This window comes from Baekduia sp., assembly GCF_035685985.1.
In the GTDB taxonomy this organism is placed as follows: Bacteria; Actinomycetota; Thermoleophilia; order Solirubrobacterales; family Solirubrobacteraceae; genus Baekduia.
Window position 1 is genome coordinate 49,629 of the sequence record NZ_DASRZV010000011.1, and the last position, 22,140, is coordinate 71,768.

The window sequence follows — 22,140 nt, forward strand, 5'->3', positions numbered from 1 at the left end:
CGATGGGCGATCCGGGAACCAAGGAGCTGCTCTCGCTGGAGGAGCTGGAGGCCGCCGGCCAGATGCGGACGGGGCGCAAGCACGTCCTGACCATCCTGGTGGAGAACAAGCCGGGCGTGCTGACGCGCATCGCCGGGCTGTTCGCGCGGCGCGGGTTCAACATCGACACGTTGACCGTCGGCCCGACCGACGACGAGCACATCAGCCGCGTGACGCTGACGGTCGACGGTGCGCTGCACCCGATCGACCAGGTCACCAAGCAGCTGCACAAGCTCATCAACGTCCTGAAGATCCGCGACCTCGAGCCCGACGAGACCGTCACGCGCGAGCTCGCGCTGTTCAAGGTCGCGGTCGACGGCGCGCAGCGCGCGGAGGTGCTCCAGTTGACGGACATCTTCCGCGGCCGCATCGTCGACGTGACGCGTCGCTCGATCATCGTCGAGGTGACGGGCACCACGGACAAGATCGAGTCCTTCGAGGCGCTCCTGCGCCCGTTCGGCATGGTCGAGATGATGCGCACGGGCGAGATCGCGATCGCCCGCGGCCGCGCCGAGACCTGATCGGGGAACCGCCAGAGGCTCCTTCGCGCGGGCCTCTGGCGGGATCGCCTCCGTCGTAGACTCCAAGTCCATGACGTCGGTCCTCACCGCCTCCTCGGGCGGCTTCGCGCTGGCGGCCGCCGATCGCGCGCGGCTGGAGCGCCACGTCAAGGAGGCGCTGCGGCGCGCGCGGCGCCGCCGCGAGGCGCTGGCCGCGATCACCGTCGCGCTGCCGCGCGCGGTGGACCCGAGCGCGGTCGTCGCTGCCGCGCGGCGTGCCGCCGGCCGCTCGGACGCGTGGTTCCTCTTCGAGCAGCCCGATCGCGACCGGGCCGCGCTGGCCGCGCTGGGGACGGCGCTCGCGCTGGAGTCCTCGGGGCCCGACCGCTTCGCCGACGTCGCCAAGCGCTGGCGGCGGCTGGCGTCCCAGGCCGTCTGCGACCCGCTCGACGGGCCGCGTGGCACCGGGCCGATCGCGGTCGGCGGCTTCGCGTTCGCGCCCGACGGCGGCACGTCGCCGCACTGGGCGGGCTTCGCGGCGGCGTCGCTGCACGTGCCCGAGGTCGCGATCGTCCGGCGCGGGGAGGACGTGCGGCTGACGCTCACGGTCCTGGCCACGCCCGACGACACCGCCGACGACCTGATCGCCCGCGCCGAGCGCCGCGTCGCGGCGCTGGACCTGAGCGCGCGGATGCCGCTGCTGGACCCCGACCCGGCGGGCCGCTACCGCGTGGTCTCGGCGATGCCGCCCGAGCACTACGAGCAGGCGGTCGCGCGCGGGGTGGAGCGGATCGCAGCCGGCGAGCTGACCAAGATCGTCCTGGCGCGTGAAGTTGAGGTCCATGCTCCCGTCGACCACGACCCGGCCGCCGTGCTCGGCGTGCTGCGCGAGGCGTTCCCGGCCTGCCACCTGGTCTGCGTCGGCCGCGGGGACGCGGCGTTCGTCGCGGCGTCGCCGGAGCTGCTGATCCGTCGCGACGGCGAGCGCGCCGCGACGCTGGCGCTGGCCGGCTCCACACGGCGCAGCGCCGACCCGGCCGTCGACGACCACCTCGGCGAGCGCCTCCTGCGCTCCACCAAGGACCGCGAGGAGCAGGCGATCGTCACCCGCCGCATCACTCGCGCGCTCAGGCCCTTCTCGGTCTGGGTCACGGCCCACGAGGAGCCCGAGGTCGTGAAGATGGCCAACATCCAGCACTTGGGCACGCCGATCCGCGCGCAGCTGTCGCGGCCGGTGTCGGTGGTCGAGCTGGCCGGCGTCCTGCACCCGACGCCCGCCGTCGGCGGCGAGCCGCTGGCCGTCGCCGCGCCGCTGATCCCGGCGCTGGAGGGCTTCGACCGCGGCTGGTACGCGGGCCCGATCGGCTGGACCGACCGCGACGAGGACGGCGAGTTCGTCGTCGGCCTGCGCTCGGCGCTGCTGCGCGGTCCGGTCGCGCGCCTCTACGCGGGCGTCGGCGTCGTGCAGGACTCCGACCCGGCCGCCGAGCTGGCCGAGACCGAGATCAAGCTTCAGGCGCTGCTTCCGGTTCTGGCGGGCTAGCCCCGGCGGACCCGCCCGGAGCGCCGGCCGCGCCCTTCGCGCGCCGCCACACTCCGACGACCTCGCGCACGGTCGCCGTCCGCCAGGTCGAGCGGCCGTCGAGCGGGCGCACGGCGAGGTCGAAGCGGCCGGACTCGCGCTGGTCGATCCGCTCCACGAGCGCGTGGAAGCGCCGGCCCTTGCGGTCGATCTCGATGATGTCGCCGGGCGCGATGCCCTTGGACGTCAGGCGGCCGCCGCCGTTGGCCGACGTGCCGCCGGAGGACGGGCCGGCGTCGGTGGGCGGCGCGGGTTCGCCGAGGAGCGAGATCTGCATCGACCCCGCAGGCTACGGACCGGATCGGATCGTCCGGCTCAGAGCTCGCCGGGATCGGCCCCGGGCGGCAGCCAGACCGCGTGCGGCCGGGGACGCATCCGCGCCAGGTGATCCGGGGTGAGGCGGTCGCTGCGCGCGGCGACGCTCGTGAGCGCGAGCAGCATCACGCATGCACCGATCCACGCGGCCGAGAGGGCGACGATCCACACCATCCTGGCGCCACCCTACCCCGGTTTGCGACGTTCGTCACCTGTCCGGGCGCAGACTTTCGTCGTGGGCCGCGGAGACCGCCTCCCAGACCGCGCGGTGGAGGGCCACGTTGGCCGCCCGCTCGGTGCGGACGTGCACGATCGTGGTGCCGTCGGGCGGCGTTTGCAGGGCTTCCCGCAGCGTCGCCAGGTCCTCGGCGGCGACGTAGCGGGCGTCGTACAGCGCGGCGGCGCGCGCGACGTCCAGGCCCGTCGGGGTCAGCACGTGCTCTTCGTACTCCGCGCCCTGGGTGGAGACCGGCAGGAAGTCGAAGATCCCGCCGCCGGCGTTGTCGACGCAGACGATCGTCAGCGGGACGCCGAGTCGGCGCCCGGCCAGCAGCCCGCCGACGTCGTGGGCCAGCGCGACGTCGCCGATCAGCAGGTACGTCGGCCTCGCGCGGTCGGCGTCGGCGATCCCGTAGGCGGTGGAGATCGTCCCGTCGATCCCGTTGGCGCCGCGGTTGGCCAGCGCGCGCGGCGGCGTGTCGAGCACGGGCCAGAACGTCTCGACGTCGCGGATCGGCATCGACGCGGCGATCACCACGACGGCGCCCGTGGGGACGGCGGTCGCCAGCTCGCGCGCGATCCGCGGCTCGTTGAGCGCGTCGTCGCCGATCGTGGCCGCGATCGCGGCGGCGGCGCGGGCGTCGGCCTCGCGCCAGCGCGCCGTCCAGTCGGGGTCGGTCGCCTCGGGCTCGCCGATCCGGGCGAGCGCGCCCGGCGCCAGGGCGAAGGCCGCGCTGATCACCGCGTCGGGGTCCGGCCAGTCGCCGCCGCCGGTCAGCGCGGCCTGCGGGACGTCGTCGCCCAGCCCGGCCAGCCAGGCGCGCAGCGGCTTGGACGTCGGGAGGTCGCCGACGCGCAGGACCGCGCTCGGCGTCGCGCCGGGCTCCAGCGTCGTGCGCAGCAGCGCGTCGTAGTGGGCGATCGCGGCGTCGCCGGTGCGCGCGCCCGACAGTGGGTCGGCGAGCACCGGCCAGCGCAGGCGCTCGCCCAGCGCGGCGGTGGCGGGACCGTCGGCGTCGCGCCCCGCGACGATCAGGCCGCGCGGGCCGGCGGCGCGCAGCCACCCGCGCAGCGCGGCGACGTCGTCCGGCGCCGCGCCGACGAACGCCGTCCACGGCGCGCCGTCGGGGCGCCCGCCGTCGGACGGCGAGCCCTCCAGCGGCGCGTCGAGCACCAGCGGCTCGCGCAGCGGCAGGTTGACGTGGACGACGCCCGGCCGGCCCTGGCGTGCCGCGCCGTGCACGCGGCACGCGAGCTGGCGGATCCAGCGCAGCCGCCTCGGCGTCGCCTCGTGCGTGCCCAGCTCGAAGAACCACTTGACGTTGTCCCCGTACAGCTTGATCTGGTCGATCGTCTGCCCGGCGCCGACGTCGCGCAGCTCCGGCGGGCGGTCGGTCGTCAGCACGATCAGCGGGACGCCCGCCTCGGCGGCCTCGATGACCGCGGGCACGTAGTTGGCGGCCGCGGTCCCCGACGTGCACGCCAGCACGGCCGGGCGGCCGGTGGCCTGCGCGAGGCCGAGCGCGAAGAACGCGGCCGACCGCTCGTCGACGTGCGAGGTGACCGGGATCCGGCCGTCGCGCGCGAGCGTCAGGACCAGCGGCGTCGAGCGCGATCCGGGGGACGTGCACGCGCCCGCGACGCCGCAGCGATGCAGCTCGTCGGCGAAGGCGCGCAGGAGGAGGTAGGTGTCGCGGGTCTCGCTCATGGTTAGGTTGGAGGCGATGCCCGAGACGCTGGTGCTGCTCCATGGCTTCGGCGGGACCCACCGTGCCTGGGACCCTGTCCTGCCCGAGCTCGATCACGAACGCTACAACCCGATCGTCCCGGACCTCCGTGGGCACGGCACGAAGGCCCACGTGCGGCCGATCTCCTTCGAGGGCTGCGTCGACGACGTGCTGGCCGCGGCGCCGGACTCCTTCGTGCTGTGCGGGTACTCGATGGGCGGGCGGATCGCCCAGAAGGTCGCGCTCGCCGCGCCCGAGCGCGTGACGCGGCTGGTGCTCGTGGCGACGAGCGCCGGGATCCCCGATCCGGACGCGCGCGCCGCGCGGATCGCCGAGGACCGCGCGCTGGCCGACGAGGTCGAGGGGATGACCGTCGAGCAGTTCGTCGCGCGCTGGCAGGCGCAGCCGATCTTCGCGGGCACGCCGCCGGAGGCCGCGCGGTCCTGGGCCGACGACCTCGCGCGCAACGACCCGGCCGCGCTGGCCGAGGTGCTGCGGACGATCGGCGGCGGCGCGATGGAGCCGTTCTGGGACCGCGTCGGCGAGCTGACGATGCCGGTGACGATCGTCGTGGGCGCGCGCGACGAGAAGTTCGTGGGGTTCGCGCGGGAGCGCTACGCGCCGCGGATCCCGCACGCCGCGGTCCACGTCATCGAGGGCGCGGGCCACGGGATCCCGCGCGAGGCGCCGGCCGAGCTGGCGGCGCTGATCGCGTGAGGGGCGCGATCGCCACCGCGGCCGCCGCCGCGCTGCTCCTCGGCGCCGCCGCCGGGTGCGGGGGCGGCGAGGACGCCGCCGCGCCGCGTGCGACCGGCACCGGCACCGGCACCGGCACGGCGCCGGCCGCGGACGCGCCGGTCACGCGCACGGTGGCCGCGCCGCCGGATCGCCCCACGCTCCGCCAGGTCGTCGGGCAACACATGGTCTTTGCCTACTCCGGCCTCACGCCGCCGCTCGCCCTGCGGCAGCGCATCGCTTGCGGCGAGGCCGCCGGCGTGATCCTCTTCGCCCGCAACATCCGCTCGGCCGCCCAGGTCAAGGCGACCGTCGCGAAGCTCCAGGCGATCAAGCGCCCCGCGGGCCTCGACGCGCCGCTGCTGGTGATGGTCGACCACGAGGGCGGCAGCGTCCGGCGCCTGCCCGGCCCGCCCGCCAAGGGCGCGTCGCAGACCCCGAGCCCGGCCGCCGCCCGCGCCTACGGCCGCGCCGCGGGCGCGCTGCTGCGCGGCGCGGGCGTCAACGTCGACCTCGCGCCGGTCGTCGACGTCGGCCGCGCCGACAGCGCGCTGGCCAACGAGGGCCGCGTCTACGACGACGACGCGCCCAACGTCATCGCCAAGGCCGGGGCCTTCGCGCAAGGCCTGCGGGCCGCCGGCGTCGCCCCCGTGTTGAAGCACTTCCCGGGCTTCGGCGCCGCGAGCGTCAACACCGACGACGCCGTCGCCCGCATCGACCTCCCGCTCGCCACGCTGCGCGCCGTCGACCTGAAGCCCTACGAGCGCATCGAGGCGCCCGCCGTGATGCTGTCGACCGCGATCTACCCGCGCGTCGACCCGCGCCCCGCCGCGTTCTCGCGCCGCTGGGCGACGACCGAGCTGCGCGACCGCCTGAAGTTCGGCGGCGTGACGATCACCGACGACCTCCAGGCCGCGGCGGTCGTGAGGTACGGCTCGCCCGCGCAGCTCGCGTACTTCGCGACCAAGGCCGGCGTCGACCTGCCGCTCTTCGCCAAGGACTACGCCACCGGCGCCCGCGCCGCGGCCGGGCTGGAGAAGGCGGTCGAGCAGGGCGCGCTGAAGCGCGCGGACCTCCAGTCCGGCGCCGCCCGCGTCCTGGCCTGGCGCGCGGACCTACAACAACCCGGGCGCTGACGGCACGGCGATCCGCCCGTTGCGGACGACCAGGCCGCTCGCGTCCGCGCCGCCGCCGCCGTCGCCGCCGCTCTCGAACAGCTCCAGCGTGGCCAGCCCGCACGGCAGCTCGACGCGCAGCGCCGCCGCGCAGTGCAGCGCCGCCGCGATCCCGATCGGGCCATCGAGCGTCGAGGCGACGTAGGCCTCGGCGCCGGTCGCGCGTACGAGCGCGGCCTGGGCCAGCAGCGCGCTGATGCCGCCGGCGCGCGACACCTTCAGGCAGACCGCGTCGGCGGCGGCGGACGCGATCGCCCCGTGCTCGCTGGCGGTCTCGTCCATCGCGATCCGCACCGGCACGCGCTCACGGACCTCGCGCAGCGCGCCGATCCCCGACACCGGCTCCTCGACCAGCTCCAGCGGCCCGTCGGCGGCCAGCGCCTCGATCGCGTCGACCGCCTCGTCGACCGACCACGCGCCGTTGGCGTCCAGCCGCACCGAGACCTCGTCGCCGACCGCGCGCCGGACCGCCGCCACGCGCCCGACGTCGTCGCCGACGCCGACCTTCACCTTCACGCACGCGAAGCCCGCCTCGGCCGCCCGCGCCGCCGCCTCGGCCGCCGTGGCCCGGTCGGTCGCGCCGAGCGTCGCGTTGACGGGCACGGCGTCCAGCGCCGTGTCGGTCAGCAGCGCGGCGACCGGTCGTCCGGCGCGCCGCGCGGCCGCGTCCCAGAGCGCGAGGTCGACCGCCGCCAGCGCCTGGGGCAGGTCGGCGACCTCGCGGCAGGCGTCCAGCAGCTGCGGGCCGGTGCGACCGCGGTCGTCGGACAGCACCTCGGCGTAGCGCGCCAGCGCCGCGCCGACGACCTCGAACGGGACGCCGTCGTAGGCCTCCAGCGGCGCGGCCTCGCCGCGGCCGCTGATCCCGTCGGCGGTCGTGATCGTCAGCTCGTACGCGCTGCGCTCCCGGACCTCGCCGTAGCTCGTCCGCAGCGGCGTGCGGAAACGATGGGTGACCGGGTGCAGCGCGACGTCCATCCAGTCGGGCAGCCTGTCACGTCGCGTCGCTCGACGGATCCATCACGGAGCGTGATCGATGCTGCCGCGAACGTGACTTCGACATATCGACGACCCCGTGCCAGGATCATCGCCATGGAGCTCCGTCACCTGCGCACCATCGCCGCCGTGGCCCGTCACGGCTCGTTCACGAAGGCGGGGGAGGAGCTCCACCTCGCGCAGTCGGCCATCTCGCAGCAGATCCGGCGCCTCGAGGCCGAGCTGGGGATCCAGGTCTTCACGCGGTCGTCGCGGTCGGTCGAGCTGACCGCGGAGGGCCGGCTGGTGCTCGACTACGCCCACCGCGTCCTGCACGAGGTCGAGGGCCTGCAGAACGAGCTGGAGGAGCTGTCGGGGCTGCTGCGCGGCGAGCTGAAGCTCGGCGGCATGTACCCGACGGGCCTGTACGACCTCGCCGACGTCATCGCGGACTTCCACGAGCGCCATCCCGGCGTGGCGATCCACATGGTCGAGCGCACGCAGGACGAGTTGTTGGATGCCTTGCGCGCCGACGAGCTGGACGCCGCGTTCACGGCGGTCGACCCCGACGCCCTCGGAGAGGACTTCGCCGCCAGCCTCGTCTTCGAGGAGGAGTTCGTCGTCGCGCTGCCGATCGACCACCCGCTGACCGACTGCGAGCACGTCACCTACGAGCAGCTCGCCGCCGAGGACCTCGTCACCTACCGCGAGAACTCCGCGCTGCGCCTGCGCCTGGAGAAGGCCATGGCCAAGATCGGCGTGGAGCCGCGCAACGCCTTCATCTGCACCGAGATGGGCGCCGTCCGCGCGCTGGTCTCCAAGGGCCTCGGCGTCGCCGCGCTGCCGAAGTCGATCGCCTCCGAGCCCGGCCCCGCGATCACGTTCCGCCCGGTCGGCCCCGAGCGCCTGACCTGGCCGACCGCGCTGGTCTGGCGCGCCGACCGCCGCCGGCCGCCCGCCGCCAAGGCCTTCCTCCAGCTCGCGCTCCAGCGCGCCGAGGACACCGGCCGCGACGGCCGCTCCGGCACGCCGCCGGTGGCGCTGGTGGCCTAGCGGCGCGCCGAGCGCTCGCGCCGCGCGGGGTCGCCGCCGGTCACCCCGTGATCAGCAGCCCCGCGCTGAGCAGCACGCAGAACACGAGCTGCAGCATCCCGGTCTTGGCCAGCGCGCCGTTGAGCGTCGGGCCGTCGTCGTGCTGGCGGACCGTGCGCACCAGCGGCACCGCGAGCGGCAGCGCCAGCCAGGTCAGCAGGACCCACGGGCCGACGTGCTCGCCGCCGGCCAGCCAGACGATCGGCGGGATCAGGAACGCGACGTAGATCTCCAAGGCGTACAACGTGCGCGCCGCGGAGCGCCCGAGCCGGACCGCGAGCGTGCGCTTGCCCACGCGCGCGTCGGTCGGCGCGTCGCGGATGTTGTTGACCGCGAGGATCGCCGACGCGATCAGGCCGACCGGCACCGCCAGCGCGAAGGCCTCCCACTCCAGGTGCTCGACCTGCGCGTAGTAGGAGCCGGTCACCGCGACCAGCCCGAAGAACAGGAACACGAAGACGTCGCCGAGGCCCTCGTAGCCGTACGGCCGCGGGCCGCCGGTGTAGAGCACGCCCGCGAGGATCGACGCGGCGCCGATGGCCAGGATCACCCAGCCGGCGACGATGATCAGGTAGACGCCGCACAGCACCGCGAGCGCGAACGACACGTAGGTCGCGGTCAGCACCTGCCGCGGGGGCACGAGGCCGCCGGCCGTCACGCGCACCGGGCCGAGCCGGTCCTCGGTGTCGGCGCCGCGGCGCGCGTCGGAGTAGTCGTTGGAGAGGTTCGCGCCGACCTGGATGAACACGGCGCCCAGCAGCGCCGCGATGAACGCGCCGACGCGCAGGCTGTCGCGCTCGGCCCACGCCAGCGCGGTGCCGACGAGCACCGGGGCCACGCCCGCGGGCAGCGTCCTCGGCCGCGCGGCCAGGAGCCAGATCTGGATGGGGGAGGGGCGGGAGCTGACCGACATGTATGCCTAAGCCCGCCGCGGGAACTGGGAGAAGTCGGGCCGGCGCTTCTCCTTGTAGGCCTCGCGCCCTTCCTTGGCCTCGTCGTTGCCGTAGAACAGCAGGTTGGCGTCGTGCGCCAGCTGCTGGATCCCGGCGTAGCCGTCCTCGTGGGCGTTGAACGAGGCCTTGACCAGCCGCAGCGCGAACGGCGACAGCTCGAGCATCTCCTGACACCAGGACACGGTCTCCTCCTCCAGCCGCTCCAGCGGGACGACCGTGTTGACCAGGCCCATCTGCAGCGCCTGCTGGGCGTCGTACTGCCGGCAGAGCATCCAGACCTCCTTGGCCCGCTTGGTGCCGATCAGGTCGCGCAGCAGCGACGCGCCGAAGCCGCCGTCCCAGGAGCCGACGCGCGGGCCGGTCTGGCCGAAGCGGGCGTTGTCGGCGGCGATCGTCAGGTCGCAGCAGAGGTGCAGGACGTGCCCGCCGCCGACCGCGAAGCCAGCGACCGACGCGATGATCGGCTTGGGCAGCCGCCGCATCTGGACCTGGAGGTCGGTGACGTGGAAGCGCCCGACCTTGGCGCCCTCCGGCACGTAGCCGGTGTCGCCGCGGACGTTCTGGTCGCCGCCGCTGCAGAACGCGTGCGGGCCCTCGCCGGTGAAGATGATGACGCCGACCTCGAGGTCCTCGCGGGCGCGCTCCAGCGCCTCGGACACCTCGATCAGCGTCTGCGGCCGGAACGCGTTGCGCACCTCGGGCCGGTCGATCGTGATCTTCGCGATGCCGGGGGTGGGTGGGGCCGACTTCTCGTAGCGGATGTCGGTGTAGTCGCCGTCGCCGGGGGTCCAGGTCACTGCCATGGTCGGCAGGCTACTTTCCGAGCCATGGTGGTCGAGTCCTGGATGGCGAGGGCGGCGCGTGAGCGCCCGGACGTGCGGGCGGTCAACGACCTCACGTACGCGGCCCTGTACGAGCGTGCGCGAGCCGCCGCGGCCGGGCTGCCGCGCGGCGCGCGGGTGGGGTTGGCGATCCCTCCGGGGCTCGACTACGTGGTCGCGCTGCACGCCTGCCTGCTGGCCGGCGCGCTGGTCGTGCCGATCGACCTGCGGCTGACCGAGGCGGAGCGTCCGGCGGTGGACCTGACCTTCACCGGCGCGGTGCGCTGCTCGCCGGAGGCCGACGTCCGCGACGTCCACGACCTCGACGACCCCGCGATCCTCGTGCACACGTCGGGCACCACGAGCGCCCCCAAGCCGATCCGCCTGACCTACGGCAACTGGCTCTGGAGCGCGCTGGGCAGCGCGGTCGCGCTCGGCGTCGACCCCGACGAGCGCTGGCTGTGCACGCTGCCGCTGTCGCACGTCGGCGGCCTGTCGATCCTGCTGCGCAGCGCGATCTACGGGACGACCGCGATCGTCCACGAGCGCTTCGAGACCGACCGCGTGCTGGAGGCGCTGCGCGCGCCCGGCGGGCCGACGATCGTCTCGCTGGTCCCGACGACGCTCGCGCGCCTGCTCGACGCCGGCCTGACCCGCCCGCCCGCGCTGCGCTGGGCGCTGCTGGGCGGCGCGCCGCTGCCGCCGGCGCTGCTGGCGCGCGCCGCGGACGCGGGCGTCCCGGTCGCGCCGACCTACGGGCTGACCGAGGCCTGCTCGCAGGTCGCCACCGCGGGCGTGCCGCTGTTCTGCACGCGCGTCGAGCTGGAGGCCGACGGCGAGATCGTGGTCAGCGGGCCGACGGTCTCGCCCGACGCGGGCGCCGGGGACGGCGTGCTGCGCACCGGCGACCTCGGCGCCTTCGACGACGAAGGTCGCCTGAGCATCGTCGGCCGCAAGGCCGACACGATCGTCACCGGCGGCGAGAACGTCGCGCCGGCCGAGGTCGAGGCCGTCCTGGAGGGGCACCCCGGCGTGCTGGAGGCCGCGGTCGTCGCCCGCCCCGACGACGAGTGGGGCGAGGCGATCGTCGCGCTCGTCCGCCCGCGCGACGGCGCCGTGCCCCCGTCCGACGACGAGCTGCGCGCCCACTGCGCGGAGCGCCTGGCGCGCTTCAAGGTGCCCAAGGCCTACATCCTGATCGGCGACCCGCTGCCGCGCACCGGCTCCGGCAAGCTCGTCCGGCGTAGTCTGCCGACCCCGTGATCGATCCCGAGCAAGAGCGCAGCGCCGCGCGCGAGCGGTGGGAGGCCACCGCGCCGCGGTGGGAGTCCGGCATCGACGCCTACTACGCCGGCGCGCTGCCCGTGGCCCACTGGATGGTCGAGCGCCTGGCGCCCCAGCCCGGCCAGACCGTCCTGGAGCTGGCCGCGGGCCGCGGCGACGTCGGGCTGCTGGCCGCCGAGCTGCTGGTCCCCGGCGGCCGCCTGATCCTGACCGACGGCGCCGAGGCGATGGTCGAGGTCGCCAAGCGCCACACGGCCGCGCGCGGCCTGCCCGACGGGCTGGTCGAGCTCAAGCCGATGGAGCTGGAGTGGGTCGACGAGAAGCTCGCGACGATCGACGGCCTGCTCTGCCGCTTCGGCTACCAGCACGCGGTCGACCCCGAGGCCGCGCTGCGCGAGGCGCGCCGCGTGCTCAAGCCCGGCGGCAGGATCGTGCTCGCGGTCTGGTCGCCGCCGGAGGAGAACCTGTGGCTGTCGGCGCTCCCGCGGGCCGCCGAGGAGCTGGGCCTGGCCGCGCCGCCCGAGCCCGACGCGCCCGGGGCCTTCGCGCTCTCCGACCGCGCCCATCTCGCCGACCTCCTGGAGGACGCCGGCTTCGACGACCCGGTCATCGAGCCGATCGACCTGGTGTTCGACTCGCCGTCGCTGGACGCCTGGTGGGACACCCTGCGCGAGTTCTCCTCCACGATGCGCCCGCTGCTGGACGCGCTCTCGCCCGCCGAGCACTACAGGCTGCGCGACGCGGCCGAGGCCCTCTGGCAGCCCTTCCTCGCCGCCGACGGCTCCCTGGCGATCCCGGGGCGCGCGTTCGGAGCGGTGGCGACGGCGTAGGCCGCAAGCGCATCTTTCCGAATGCGCCAGGCCCTGGGCGCCGTCGCCGAGGCCTGACGCATACACTTCGCGCCCTCATGTACTACGACGACGACGCAGACCTCACCCTCCTCGACGGCAAGACCGTCGCGATCATCGGGTTCGGCTCCCAGGGCCACGCCCACGCCCAGAACCTCAAGGACTCGGGCGTCGACGTCGTCGTAGGCCTCCGTGAAGGCAGCGCGTCCGTCCAGCAGGCCAAGGACGCCGGCCTCGAGGTGCTCTCGGTCGCCGACGCTGCCTCCAAGGGCGACATCGTGATGATCCTGGTGCCGGACGAGCTGCACCGCCAGGTGTGGGAGTCCGACGTCAAGGACGGCATCGCCGAGGGCAACCTGCTGCTCTTCGGCCACGGCTTCTCCGTGCTCTACGGCGAGGTCGAGCCGCCCGTCGGCGTCGACGTCGGCCTGGCCGCTCCCAAGGGCCCCGGCCACCTCGTCCGCCGCCAGTACACCGAGGGCTCCGGCGTCCCCGGCCTCGTCGCGATCCACCAGGACGCCACGGGCAACGCCAAGGCGCTCGCGCTGGCCTACGCCAAGGGCATCGGCTGCACGCGCGGCGGGGTCTTCGACACCACCTTCAAGGAGGAGACCGAGACCGACCTCTTCGGCGAGCAGGCCGTCCTCTGCGGCGGCGCCTCCGCGCTGGTCCAGGCCGGCTTCGACACGCTCGTCGAGGCGGGCTACGACCCGCAGATGGCCTACTTCGAGTGCCTCCACGAGCTCAAGCTGATCGTGGACCTCATGTACGAGAAGGGCCTCGCCGGCATGCGCTACTCGATCTCCAACACGGCCGAGTACGGCGACTACACCCGCGGCCCCCGCGTGGTCAACGACGCCACCCGCGCCGAGATGAAGAAGATCCTCGGCGAGATCCAGGACGGCACCTTCGCCCGCGAGTGGATCGCCGAGAACCGCGCCGGCCAGGAGAACTTCAAGCGCATGCGCGCCGAGCAGGCCGACACGAAGGTCGAGCACGTCGGCAAGGAGCTGCGCTCCCACATGGACTGGATCCAGACGGAGTTCTAGCCCGTCTGGGCCGGGCTCCGGGCGGTCGTTCGGGCCCGACGCTCAACCGACGGCGCCTTCGTGTCGCCACGGCACACGAAGGCGCCGTCGGTCGCCGGCCGCTTGCGTCGGCCCCGCGCCGCTCGCGCCTAGCCAACCCGGCCACCGTTCACCGTCCGGACACGACCCGCCCCGCCGGCCGTTCGGTACTCTCCAGAGGCCGTCGCGACTGGCGTCTCGAGGTGGGCTAACCACCGTGGAGCGGCGGCCTCATCTCCGCCGCACGCCTGGGCACCTTCATCCCGACCCCGAGGAGCCCCATGACGACGAGCGCAAGCACGCTCACCATCCCCGAAGACCTCAAGCCCGCCGACGGGCGCTTCGGCTGCGGTCCGTCGAAGGTTCGCCCCGAGCAGCTCGCCACGCTGGCGACGCGCGACGCCCACCTGATGGGCACGTCGCACCGCCAGAAGCCGGTCAAGGGCCTCGTCGGCAGCGTCCGCTCGGGCCTCGCCGACCTCTTCGGCCTTCCGGACGGCTACGTCGTCGCCCTCGGCAACGGCGGCACGACCGCGTTCTGGGACGCCGCCGCCGCGGGCCTCATCCGCGAGCGCTCGCTACACCTCAGCTACGGCGAGTTCTCCAACAAGTTCGCCAACGTCGCCGCCGGCGCCCCGTTCCTGGCCGACCCGACGGTCGTCAAGTCCGAGCCCGGCGACGCACCGGCGCCGCAGTACGCCGCGGGTCACGATGTCGTCGCCTGGGCGCACAACGAGACCTCGACCGGCGTCATGGTCCCGATCGAGCGCCCGGCCGGCAGCGGCGAGGCGGGCGCGCTCGTCGCGATCGACGCGACCTCCGGCGCCGGCGGCCTGCCCGTCGACGTCGCGCAGACCGACGTGTACTACTTCGCGCCGCAGAAGTGCTTCGCCGCCGACGGCGGCCTCTGGCTGGCGCTGCTCAGCCCCGCCGCGCAGGAGCGCATCGCCGAGATCGGCGCGCGCGACGACCGCTGGATCCCCGAGTTCCTGTCGCTGACCACGGCGCTGGACAACTCGCTCAAGGACCAGACCTACAACACGCCCGCGCTCGGCACGCTGATCCTCCTCAACGCGCAGCTGGAGTGGATGAACGGCAACGGCGGCCTCGACTTCGCGTCCGGCCGCAGCCGCGAGTCCAGCACGATCCTCTACGACTGGGCGGAGCGCAGCGAGTACGCCACGCCGTTCGTCGCCGACCCGGCCAAGCGCTCCTACGTCGTCGGCACGATCGACTTCGCCGACGCCATCGACGCCGCCGCCGTCGCCCAGACGCTGCGCGAGAACGGCATCGTCGACACCGAGCCCTACCGCAAGCTCGGCCGCAACCAGCTGCGGATCGGGATGTTCCCGGCGATCGATCCCGAGGACGTGCGGCAGCTGACCAAGTGCATCGACTACGTGGTGGAGGCCCAGGCCTGATGAGCGGCAACGGCAACGTGAAGGTCTTGGTCGCCGAGAAGATCGGCGCCAGCGGGATCGATCTCCTCAAGCAGCACTTCGACGTCACGACGGCGTTCGAGGTCGACGGCTTCGACTTCGAGGCCGAGATCCCCAACTACGACGGCCTCCTGATCCGCTCGGCCACCAAGATGACGGCCGACCTCATCGAGAAGGCCACCAACCTGAAGGCCATCGGCCGCGCCGGCGTCGGCGTCGACAACGTCGACGTCCCGGCCGCGACCAAGCGCGGGATCGTCGTCGCCAACGCGCCGGAGTCCAACGTCGTCACCGCCGCCGAGCACACGATGGCGCTGCTGCTGGCCCTGGCCCGCAACGTGCCGCAGGCGCACGCGGCGCTGTCCAACGAGGGCAAGTGGGAGCGCTCGAAGTGGTCGGGCGTCGAGCTGGACGGCAAGGTCCTGGGCATCCTCGGCTTCGGCCGCATCGGCCAGCTGGTCGCCGCCCGCGCCAAGCCCTTCGGGATGCGCGTCCTCGCGTTCGACCCCTTCGTGTCGGCCGAGCGCTACAAGGAGCTGGGCGTCGAGAAGGCCGACAACTCCGACGCCGTCTACGCCGAGGCCGACTTCCTGACACTGCACCTGCCCAAGACGCCCGAGACCGAGGGCTGGCTGGACGCCGAGGCGATCGCCAAGTGCAAGGACGGCGTCAAGGTCCTCAACGTGGCTCGCGGCCCGCTGATCAACGACGAGGACCTGGTCGCCGCGCTGGACAGCGGCAAGGTCGGCGGCGCGGCGCTGGACGTGTTCCGCTCCGAGCCGGTCACCGAGTCGCCGTTCTTCGGCCGCCCCAACGTGATCGTGACGCCGCACCTCGGCGCCTCGACCGCCGAGGCGACCGACCGCGCCGGCTTCCAGGCCGCCGAGCAGGTCGTCGCCGCGCTGACCGGCGGCTCGGTCACGACGGCCGTCAACGTCCCGGCGATCAAGGCGGAGGACCTGGAGGTCCTCGGCCCGTACGCGCCGCTCTGCCGGCAGCTCGGCACGGTCGCGATGGCGCTGGCCGAGGGCTCGAGCGTCGACAAGATCGAGATCGAGCTGCTGGGCCGCATCGCCGACTACGACACGCGGCCGCTGGCCACCGCCACGCTGCTGGGCGTCCTCGCGGGCAAGACCGAGGAGGAGCTGAACGTCGTCAACGCGCCGGCGGTCGCCAAGGAGCGCGGCATCGAGGTCGTCGAGACCAAGAACGACAACGCCCGCGACTTCGAGAACCTCGTGCGCGTCACCGTGCACTCCGGGGATCGGGCGCAGCGCGTCGTCGGCACGACGTTCGGCCGCAAGAACCGCCCGCACCTGCTGGAGGCGTGGGGCCAGCGGCTCGACGTCCAGCTCGACGAGCACCTCGCGGTCTTCCGCTACGGCGACCGCCCGGGCGTCATCGGCCGCATCGGCACCGCCTTCGGCGAGGCCGGCGTGAACATCGTCTCGGCGGCGGTCGGCCGCCAGGACGAGGCCGACGGCGACACCGGCGAGGCCGTCATGGTCGTCACCACCGACGCCCCGGCGCCGGCCGAGGTCGTCAACGCGATCGCGACCTCCGACGGCTTCGACGGCGGCCGCGCGATCACGCTGGCCTAGCGCCCCGCGCGGCCCCGCCGCGCGACAACACTCCACAAAAGCGCCCCGGACCGTGGTTCGGGGCGCTGTGCATTGGGTACGTGACCTCCGCCATGTCGAGTCGGGTCACCTCGGTCCTGGCGCTGGTGGCGGTCTCCTTCGGGATCGCGGCCTGCGGTGGGGGATCCAACAGCTCTGGAACGGTCACGCTGAACTGGTGGGCCGGCAATCAGCCGGGCGGCTCGTTCCAGAAGGCCGCGCAGTACTGCTCACAGCACTCGGGCGGCGAGTACACCATCAAGGTGAACCTTCTCGGCACCGATGCCGACAGCCAGCGCCAGTCGCTGGTGCGCCGGCTGGCCGCGGGGGACAGCTCGATCGACCTGATGGCCATGGACGTCGTGTGGACCGCGGAGTTCGCGGAGGCCAAGTGGATCCTGCCGTTCCCGGCGGCCAAGGTCGCCGAGCTGCGCCAGGGCCGGCTCGCGGGCCCGCTGCGCACCGCGACCTACCAGGGCAAGCTCTACGCGGCGCCGGGCAACTCCAACACCCAGCTGCTCTGGTACCGCAAGAGCCAGCTGAAGGGCCTGCCGGTCCCGCGCACCTGGGATCAGCTGATCGACACGGCGACCAAGCTCCACACGAAGATCGCCTACACCAACGCTCAGTACGAGGGCACGACCGTGTGGTTCAACTCGGTCATCCAGTCAGCGGGCGGCTCGATCCTGCGCGGCCCCGACACGGTCGGGCTGCAGGAGCGCCCGTCGACGACGGCGATCGACATCATGAAGCGCTTCGCGAAGGGCCCCGGCCATCCGTCGCTGCCGGCGGCCAAGGAGGACCAGGCGCGCCAGGCCTTCGAGGTCCCGACCGGCACGGCGTTCGAGCTCAACTACCCGTTCGTGTACGCCTCGGCCCAGTCCAACACGACGGTCAAGGGCCTCAAGGACGACATCGCGTGGGCGCCGTACCCGTCGGTGAAGGAGGGGACCGGCAACAAGGCGCCGATCGGCGGCTTCAACTGGGGCGTGGGCTCGCACACCAAGCACCCGCAGCAGGCCTTCGACGCGGCGACGTGCCTGTCCTCCGAGGAGCCCGAGCGCCTCTACGCGCAGCTCGACTCGCTGCCGCCGACGCTCGCCAAGGTCTACGACGACCCCAAGTTCCAGAAGTCCTATCCCTTCGCGAACCTCGTCAAGCAGCAGATCGACACCGCTGGCGTGCGGCCGGTGACGCCGCTGTACTCCGACGTGTCGCTGGCCGTCTACACGACGCTGTCGCCGGCCAAGAACATCGGCAACACCAAGTCGACGCTGAACCAGCTCAGGCAGCGCGTCAAGAACGCGCTCGAATCGAAGGGGCTGCTGTGAGCACGAGCGCACCGACCGCCGCCGGAGCCCAGGTCGAGCGGGGCGAGCTGGAGGGCCGGCCCAAGCCGCGCGTCAGCGAGCGCACGCGCGCCGAGCGCAAGCTGGGGTGGATGCTCTGCGCGCCCGCGGTGATCGTGATGCTGGCGGTCACCGCCTATCCGATCCTGTACGCGATCTGGCTGTCGCTGCACCGCAGCGACCTGCGCTTCCCGGACCGCACGGCGTGGATCGGCCTCGACAACTACATCACGGTCCTGACCTCCAATCTGTGGTGGAAGGACCTCTTCCACACCATGGTGCTGACCGTGTTCTCGGTCTCGATCGAGCTGGTGCTCGGCATGCTGCTGGCGCTGGCGATGCACCGCGCGATCATGGGCCGCGGGCTGATCCGCACCAGCGCGCTCGTGCCCTACGGGATCGTCACGGTCGTCGCGGCGTTCGCCTGGCGGCTGGCGTTCTCCAAGGCCGACGGCGGCTTCGTCCCGGTGGTCCTCAACCTCCAGCAGGACCCGCTGATCGTGACGTGGTCGACCTACCTGGTGGCGATCCTCGCCGAGGTCTGGAAGACCACGCCGTTCATGGCGCTGCTGCTGCTCAGCGGCCTGGCGCTGGTCCCCGACGACCTGCACGAGGCCGCCAAGGTCGACGGCGCGACCACGTGGCAGCGCTTCTGGAAGATCACGGTGCCGCTGATGAAGCCGGCGATCCTCGTCGCGCTGCTGTTCCGCACGCTCGACGCGTTCCGGATCTTCGACACGGTGCAGGTGCTGTCCAACGGCTCCAACCGCGCGATCGAGAGCGTCTCGCAGCTGTCCTACAACACGCTGCTGGTCCGGCTGAACCTCGGCCTCGGCTCGGCGGTGTCGGTGCTGACGTTCCTCTGCGTGCTGATCATCGCCTTCGTCTACGTCAAGTTCCTGGGGGCCAACCTGGCCCAGCAGCGAGGGGAGCGCTGAGCATGGCCGTCGATCGCAAGCGCTGGTTCGGGTGGGCCGGGGCCGAGCTGATCATCGTCGTCGCGGCGCTGTTCCCGGTGCTGTGGCTGCTGTCGCTGTCGCTGAAGACGCCGGCGACGGTCAACGACGGGCGGCTGATCCCGAAGACGTTCTCGTTCGACAACTACTCGAGCATCTTCCACCAGGACATCTTCACCAAGGCCTTGCGCAACTCGATCGGGATCGCGGCGATCTCGACGGTCATCGCGGTCGTGCTGGCGTCGATGGCGGCCTACGCGATCGCGCGGCTGGAGTTCCCCGGCAAGCGGCTGATCCTCAGCGCGTCGCTGGCGATCGCGATGTTCCCGCCGGTGTCGATCGTCGGCCCGTTGTACGACATGTGGCGCACGCTCGGGCTCTACGACACGTGGCCCGGGCTGATCATCCCCTACATGACGTTCACGCTGCCGCTGGCGATCTTCACGCTCAGCGCGTTCTTCCGGGAGATCCCGTGGGAGCTGGAGCAGGCGGCGCAGATGGACGGGGCCACACCGGCGCAGGCGTTCCGCAAGGTCATCCTGCCGCTCGCCGCGCCCGGCGTCTTCACAACGGCGATCCTGGTGTTCATCTACGCCTGGAACGACTTCATCTTCGCGCTGTCGCTGACGTCCACGACGCGGGCGCAGACGGTGCCGCCCGCGATCCAGAGCTTCACCGGCGTCTCGCAGTTCACCGCGCCGACGGGCGCGATCGCGGCGGCGGCGATCATCGTGACGATCCCGATCGTCGTGATGGTCCTCTTCTTCCAACGGCGGATCGTCGCGGGCCTGACGGCCGGCGCGGTCAAGGGCTAGGAGCACAGCGTCATGGCGGGCATCACCCTCGACGACATCACCAAGCGCTACGACGACGGCTACGAGGCGGTCAAGAACCTCAACCTGGAGATCGGCGACGGCGAGTTCCTGATCCTGGTCGGGCCGTCGGGCTGCGGGAAGTCCACCGCCCTGCGGATGGTCGCCGGGCTGGAGGACATCACCGGCGGCCGGCTGCTGATCGACGGCCAGGTCGTCAACGACCGCGCGCCGAAGGACCGCGACATCGCGATGGTCTTCCAGTCCTACGCGCTGTACCCGCACATGACGGTCGCCGAGAACATGGCCTTCCCGCTGCGGCTGGCCAAGGTGCCCGACGCGGAGGTCAAGCAGCGCGTCGAGCAGACCGCGCAGATCCTCGACCTGACCCAGCACCTGGAGCGCAAGCCCGCGAACCTCAGCGGCGGCCAGCGCCAGCGCGTGGCGATGGGGCGGGCGATCGTCCGCTCGCCGAAGGCGTTCCTGATGGACGAGCCGCTGTCGAACCTCGACGCCAAGCTGCGCGTCCAGATGCGCGCGGAGGTGTCGCGGATCCAGTCGCGGCTGGGCACGACGACGATCTACGTCACGCACGACCAGACCGAGGCGATGACGCTCGGCGACCGCGTCGCGGTCATGCGCGCCGGCGTCCTGCAGCAGGTCGACACGCCCAAGAACCTGTACGAGCGGCCCGACAACCTGTTCGTGGCCGGCTTCATCGGCTCGCCGTCGATGAACTTCTTCGCGGCGCGCGTCGACGGGGACACGCTGAAGCTGCCGTTCGCCGACGTGCCGCTGGACGACACGCACCGTCGCGCGCTGTCGCAGTCCAACGGCCGCGGCGACCTCGTCGTCGGCATCCGGCCCGAGCACTTCGAGGACGCCGCGCTGGTCGGCGAGCAGGCCTCGCACGGCGTGGTGTTCGAGGCGCCGATCGACATCACCGAGTCGATGGGCTCCGAGGTGTACGCCTACTTCAACTACGAGGGCGCCGGCGTCTCGCACGACGAGCTGGCGGAGCTGGCCGCCGACGCGGGCGCCGCGGACCTCCCGGACACCGAGGGCCGCGCCGTCGCCCGGCTGGACGCCGAGACGTCGGTGGCGCAAGGCGAGCAGGCGCGGCTGTGGATGGACAGCAGCCGGATCCACCTGTTCCACGAGGACGGCCGGGCGATCCGGGTGGATGGGCGCGGGGCGGCGGCGGTGGCGCCGGAGGCGCCGGGCGAGGCGGGGGAGGCCGAGGTACCGCGGACGTAGGCGGCGCCGGCGCGCTCGGCGCTCGTGGCACCGCTCCACGCTGGTGGCCAAGTCACCGAGGGGAGCGAGGCCGAGTTGGCGTGGCCACCGCCTACGGTCGTCCGCGGGCGAGGCCTCCGGGTTCCGGGCGGGCCGTTCGGGGCCGAAGAGACGACCAATGGCGCCTTCGTGTCGCATGGCAACACGAAAGCGCCACCGGTCGCGGTCGCTCCGGGCCAAGCGGTCCGTCGACCTGATGCTTCGGCCCCGAACCCTCGACGCGGGTCACTGCGAACGTCGCATGGACGTTCGCAGTGACCCGCATCCCGCCCCGGCCCCGAATCGCCCGCCCTGGGTCGCGGACGCCGCCCAGGTGCCGCCGACGCCGGCGCTGCCGCCCCGGCCTCGTTCCCCTCGGTGACTCGGCCGCCGGCGTGGAGCGGCACCCGCACGCCCGAGCGCGTCAGCGCCGCCCACGCTCGCGCCGCCGCCCACGCCACCGCCGCCCCAGCGCCCCCCCTCAGCCCAGCCGCGCCGCCTCCGCGTCCCGCAGCCGCGCCAGCACGTCCTCGCTCCACTCGTGGGTCCGTAGCAGCCGGTAGCGATCCGCGCCCACCCGGAGGTACGCGTCGGCCTCCGTCCCGCCGCGCCCCGTCGACATCCCCGCGTCGCGCAGCAGCGTCACCACCGGCAGGTACTCCTCCTCGTACCAGCGCCGCGCCAGCTCGCGCCGGTCCATGAGCCGCGAGTGCTCCTGGCACCACCGCCAGCCCCAGGCCTCGACGTTCTCCGCCAGCCGCCCGAAGTCCCACGGATCGCTCGGTCGCACGCGCTCGCGCGCCTCGCGGGGCAGCGGCACGCGCTCGAAGAACACGCGCTCGTGGGACTTCAGCGGCAGGTCGGCCCGCAGCAGGTCGCGGCCGGCGCCGACGCGCGTGACGACGTCCGTGACGTGCGCGTCGATGTCGACCCGACCCAGGGCCCGCGCCACCGACACGCGATGGTGCCCGTCGCGCACGAAGTACGCGTCGCCCACCCGGTACACGTCGATGGGCGGCATCGGCTCGCCCCGGCGCATCGCCGTCGCGATCCGCTCCCACCGCGCCCGGACGGCCGGCGACGTGGGGCGGAAGTGGCGGTCGAACCCCTGCAGGCGGTCGACCGTCCCGACGATCGCGTCGAGCGGGATGACGCGGAGCCCGGCGTCGCGCTCCTGCACCCGTCCCAGCGCTGACACCACCTCGTCGAAGGGCAGGATGTGATCGACGTCGCCGGGCTCGCGTCGCAGCCGGCGTCGCAGCCGCGAAAGCGCCAAACGGCGCCGTGCGCGTAGGAAGTCGTCCTGGGCGTCGGCGCCCGCCATGCCGGTTGTGCGCGGAGGCACGCTTCGAAGGTAC

Annotated in this window: 21 protein-coding genes and 1 riboswitch; of the genes, 14 read left to right on the forward strand and 7 right to left on the reverse strand. The window is 73.3% G+C overall.

Annotation, left to right across the window (positions count from 1 at the left end):
* Window positions 1–2 precede the first annotated feature (2 nt).
* Together ilvN and VFG42_RS04210 are read left to right on the forward strand one after the other, a co-directional pair.
* Window positions 3–560, forward strand: a complete 558-nt coding sequence (gene ilvN / locus VFG42_RS04205) for an acetolactate synthase small subunit (RefSeq protein ID WP_324905587.1) — start codon at window positions 3–5, stop codon at window positions 558–560.
* A gap of 70 nt (window positions 561–630) precedes the next feature.
* Window positions 631–2,082, forward strand: coding sequence for an isochorismate synthase (locus tag VFG42_RS04210; protein ID WP_324905589.1), 1,452 nt, complete (start codon window positions 631–633; stop codon window positions 2,080–2,082).
* On the opposite strand, the gene VFG42_RS04215 is transcribed toward VFG42_RS04210, so the two are convergent.
* The 3 genes from VFG42_RS04215 to menD are packed head-to-tail and all read right to left on the reverse strand — an operon-like array spanning window position 2,045 to window position 4,363.
* Window positions 2,045–2,398, reverse strand: coding sequence for a hypothetical protein (locus VFG42_RS04215; protein ID WP_324905591.1), 354 nt, complete (start codon window positions 2,396–2,398; stop codon window positions 2,045–2,047). The genes VFG42_RS04210 and VFG42_RS04215 overlap by 38 nt on opposite strands.
* Window positions 2,399–2,436: 38 nt before the next feature.
* Window positions 2,437–2,610 (reverse strand): hypothetical protein, encoded by a 174-nt coding sequence (locus VFG42_RS04220; protein ID WP_324905593.1) that lies wholly within the window; start codon window positions 2,608–2,610, stop codon window positions 2,437–2,439.
* 34 nt (window positions 2,611–2,644) lie between these two features.
* On the reverse strand, window positions 2,645–4,363 hold the full coding sequence (menD, locus tag VFG42_RS04225) for a 2-succinyl-5-enolpyruvyl-6-hydroxy-3-cyclohexene-1-carboxylic-acid synthase (RefSeq protein ID WP_324905595.1): 1,719 nt from the start codon (window positions 4,361–4,363) through the stop codon (window positions 2,645–2,647).
* A 16-nt stretch (window positions 4,364–4,379) separates the two neighbouring features.
* Between menD and VFG42_RS04230 the strand changes: the two genes are divergently transcribed.
* Together VFG42_RS04230 and VFG42_RS04235 are read left to right on the forward strand one after the other, a co-directional pair.
* The gene (locus tag VFG42_RS04230; RefSeq protein ID WP_324905597.1) at window positions 4,380–5,099 is read left to right on the forward strand and encodes an alpha/beta fold hydrolase; all 720 of its coding nucleotides are present in this window, start codon (window positions 4,380–4,382) and stop codon (window positions 5,097–5,099) included.
* A complete protein-coding gene (locus VFG42_RS04235) occupies window positions 5,096–6,253 on the forward strand; it encodes a glycoside hydrolase family 3 N-terminal domain-containing protein (protein ID WP_324905599.1) in 1,158 nt (385 codons plus the stop codon). Before VFG42_RS04230 ends, VFG42_RS04235 begins: the two co-directional genes overlap by 4 nt.
* Here VFG42_RS04235 and VFG42_RS04240 read toward each other — a convergent pair.
* The gene (locus VFG42_RS04240; RefSeq protein ID WP_324905602.1) at window positions 6,233–7,270 is read right to left on the reverse strand and encodes a mandelate racemase/muconate lactonizing enzyme family protein; all 1,038 of its coding nucleotides are present in this window, start codon (window positions 7,268–7,270) and stop codon (window positions 6,233–6,235) included. The genes VFG42_RS04235 and VFG42_RS04240 overlap by 21 nt on opposite strands.
* 114 nt (window positions 7,271–7,384) lie before the next feature.
* Here VFG42_RS04240 and VFG42_RS04245 point away from each other — a divergent pair, with 114 nt between their 5' ends.
* Entirely contained in the window at window positions 7,385–8,320 is a 936-nt protein-coding gene (locus tag VFG42_RS04245) for a LysR family transcriptional regulator (protein ID WP_324905604.1), read from the forward strand.
* Between the two features lie 40 nt (window positions 8,321–8,360).
* Here the strand turns inward: VFG42_RS04245 and VFG42_RS04250 are convergent, their stop codons facing one another.
* Together VFG42_RS04250 and menB are read right to left on the reverse strand one after the other, a co-directional pair.
* Complete coding sequence (locus VFG42_RS04250) at window positions 8,361–9,272, reverse strand: 1,4-dihydroxy-2-naphthoate polyprenyltransferase (RefSeq protein WP_324905607.1); 912 nt, start codon at window positions 9,270–9,272, stop codon at window positions 8,361–8,363.
* A gap of 6 nt (window positions 9,273–9,278) precedes the next feature.
* Window positions 9,279–10,115 carry a 1,4-dihydroxy-2-naphthoyl-CoA synthase gene (menB, locus tag VFG42_RS04255; protein WP_324905609.1) on the reverse strand — a complete coding sequence of 279 codons (837 nt, stop codon included), beginning with the start codon at window positions 10,113–10,115 and terminating at the stop codon, window positions 9,279–9,281.
* Between the two features lie 24 nt (window positions 10,116–10,139).
* On the opposite strand from menB, the gene VFG42_RS04260 reads away from it, so the two are divergent.
* The 9 genes from VFG42_RS04260 to VFG42_RS04300 all read left to right on the forward strand — a co-directional run bounded on the left by VFG42_RS04260 (window position 10,140) and on the right by VFG42_RS04300 (window position 20,764).
* Window positions 10,140–11,396: an AMP-binding protein gene (locus VFG42_RS04260; protein WP_324905611.1), complete on the forward strand. Its 1,257-nt coding sequence runs from the start codon at window positions 10,140–10,142 to the stop codon at window positions 11,394–11,396.
* Window positions 11,393–12,247, forward strand: coding sequence for a class I SAM-dependent methyltransferase (locus tag VFG42_RS04265; protein ID WP_324905613.1), 855 nt, complete (start codon window positions 11,393–11,395; stop codon window positions 12,245–12,247). Before VFG42_RS04260 ends, VFG42_RS04265 begins: the two co-directional genes overlap by 4 nt.
* A 77-nt stretch (window positions 12,248–12,324) precedes the next feature.
* Window positions 12,325–13,314 (forward strand): ketol-acid reductoisomerase, encoded by a 990-nt coding sequence (gene ilvC, locus VFG42_RS04270; protein ID WP_324905615.1) that lies wholly within the window; start codon window positions 12,325–12,327, stop codon window positions 13,312–13,314.
* Window positions 13,315–13,508: 194 nt separating this feature from the next.
* A riboswitch (ZMP/ZTP riboswitch) is annotated at window positions 13,509–13,593 on the forward strand.
* Window positions 13,594–13,613: 20 nt separating this feature from the next.
* Window positions 13,614–14,753: a phosphoserine transaminase gene (gene serC, locus VFG42_RS04275; RefSeq protein ID WP_324905617.1), complete on the forward strand. Its 1,140-nt coding sequence runs from the start codon at window positions 13,614–13,616 to the stop codon at window positions 14,751–14,753.
* Window positions 14,753–16,372 carry a phosphoglycerate dehydrogenase gene (gene serA / locus VFG42_RS04280; RefSeq protein ID WP_324905619.1) on the forward strand — a complete coding sequence of 540 codons (1,620 nt, stop codon included), beginning with the start codon at window positions 14,753–14,755 and terminating at the stop codon, window positions 16,370–16,372. Before serC ends, serA begins: the two co-directional genes overlap by 1 nt.
* A gap of 92 nt (window positions 16,373–16,464) precedes the next feature.
* Window positions 16,465–17,721 (forward strand): extracellular solute-binding protein, encoded by a 1,257-nt coding sequence (locus tag VFG42_RS04285; protein ID WP_324905621.1) that lies wholly within the window; start codon window positions 16,465–16,467, stop codon window positions 17,719–17,721.
* A 110-nt stretch (window positions 17,722–17,831) separates the two neighbouring features.
* Window positions 17,832–18,677 carry a sugar ABC transporter permease gene (locus tag VFG42_RS04290; protein WP_349260385.1) on the forward strand — a complete coding sequence of 282 codons (846 nt, stop codon included), beginning with the start codon at window positions 17,832–17,834 and terminating at the stop codon, window positions 18,675–18,677.
* Between the two features lie 2 nt (window positions 18,678–18,679).
* The gene (locus tag VFG42_RS04295; protein ID WP_324905625.1) at window positions 18,680–19,510 is read left to right on the forward strand and encodes a carbohydrate ABC transporter permease; all 831 of its coding nucleotides are present in this window, start codon (window positions 18,680–18,682) and stop codon (window positions 19,508–19,510) included.
* A 12-nt stretch (window positions 19,511–19,522) separates the two neighbouring features.
* Entirely contained in the window at window positions 19,523–20,764 is a 1,242-nt protein-coding gene (locus VFG42_RS04300; protein ID WP_324905627.1) for a sn-glycerol-3-phosphate ABC transporter ATP-binding protein UgpC, read from the forward strand.
* Window positions 20,765–21,263: 499 nt separating this feature from the next.
* Here VFG42_RS04300 and VFG42_RS04305 read toward each other — a convergent pair whose 3' ends face one another.
* The gene (locus tag VFG42_RS04305) at window positions 21,264–22,127 is read right to left on the reverse strand and encodes a hypothetical protein (RefSeq protein ID WP_324905629.1); all 864 of its coding nucleotides are present in this window, start codon (window positions 22,125–22,127) and stop codon (window positions 21,264–21,266) included.
* Window positions 22,128–22,140: the final 13 nt, after the last annotated feature.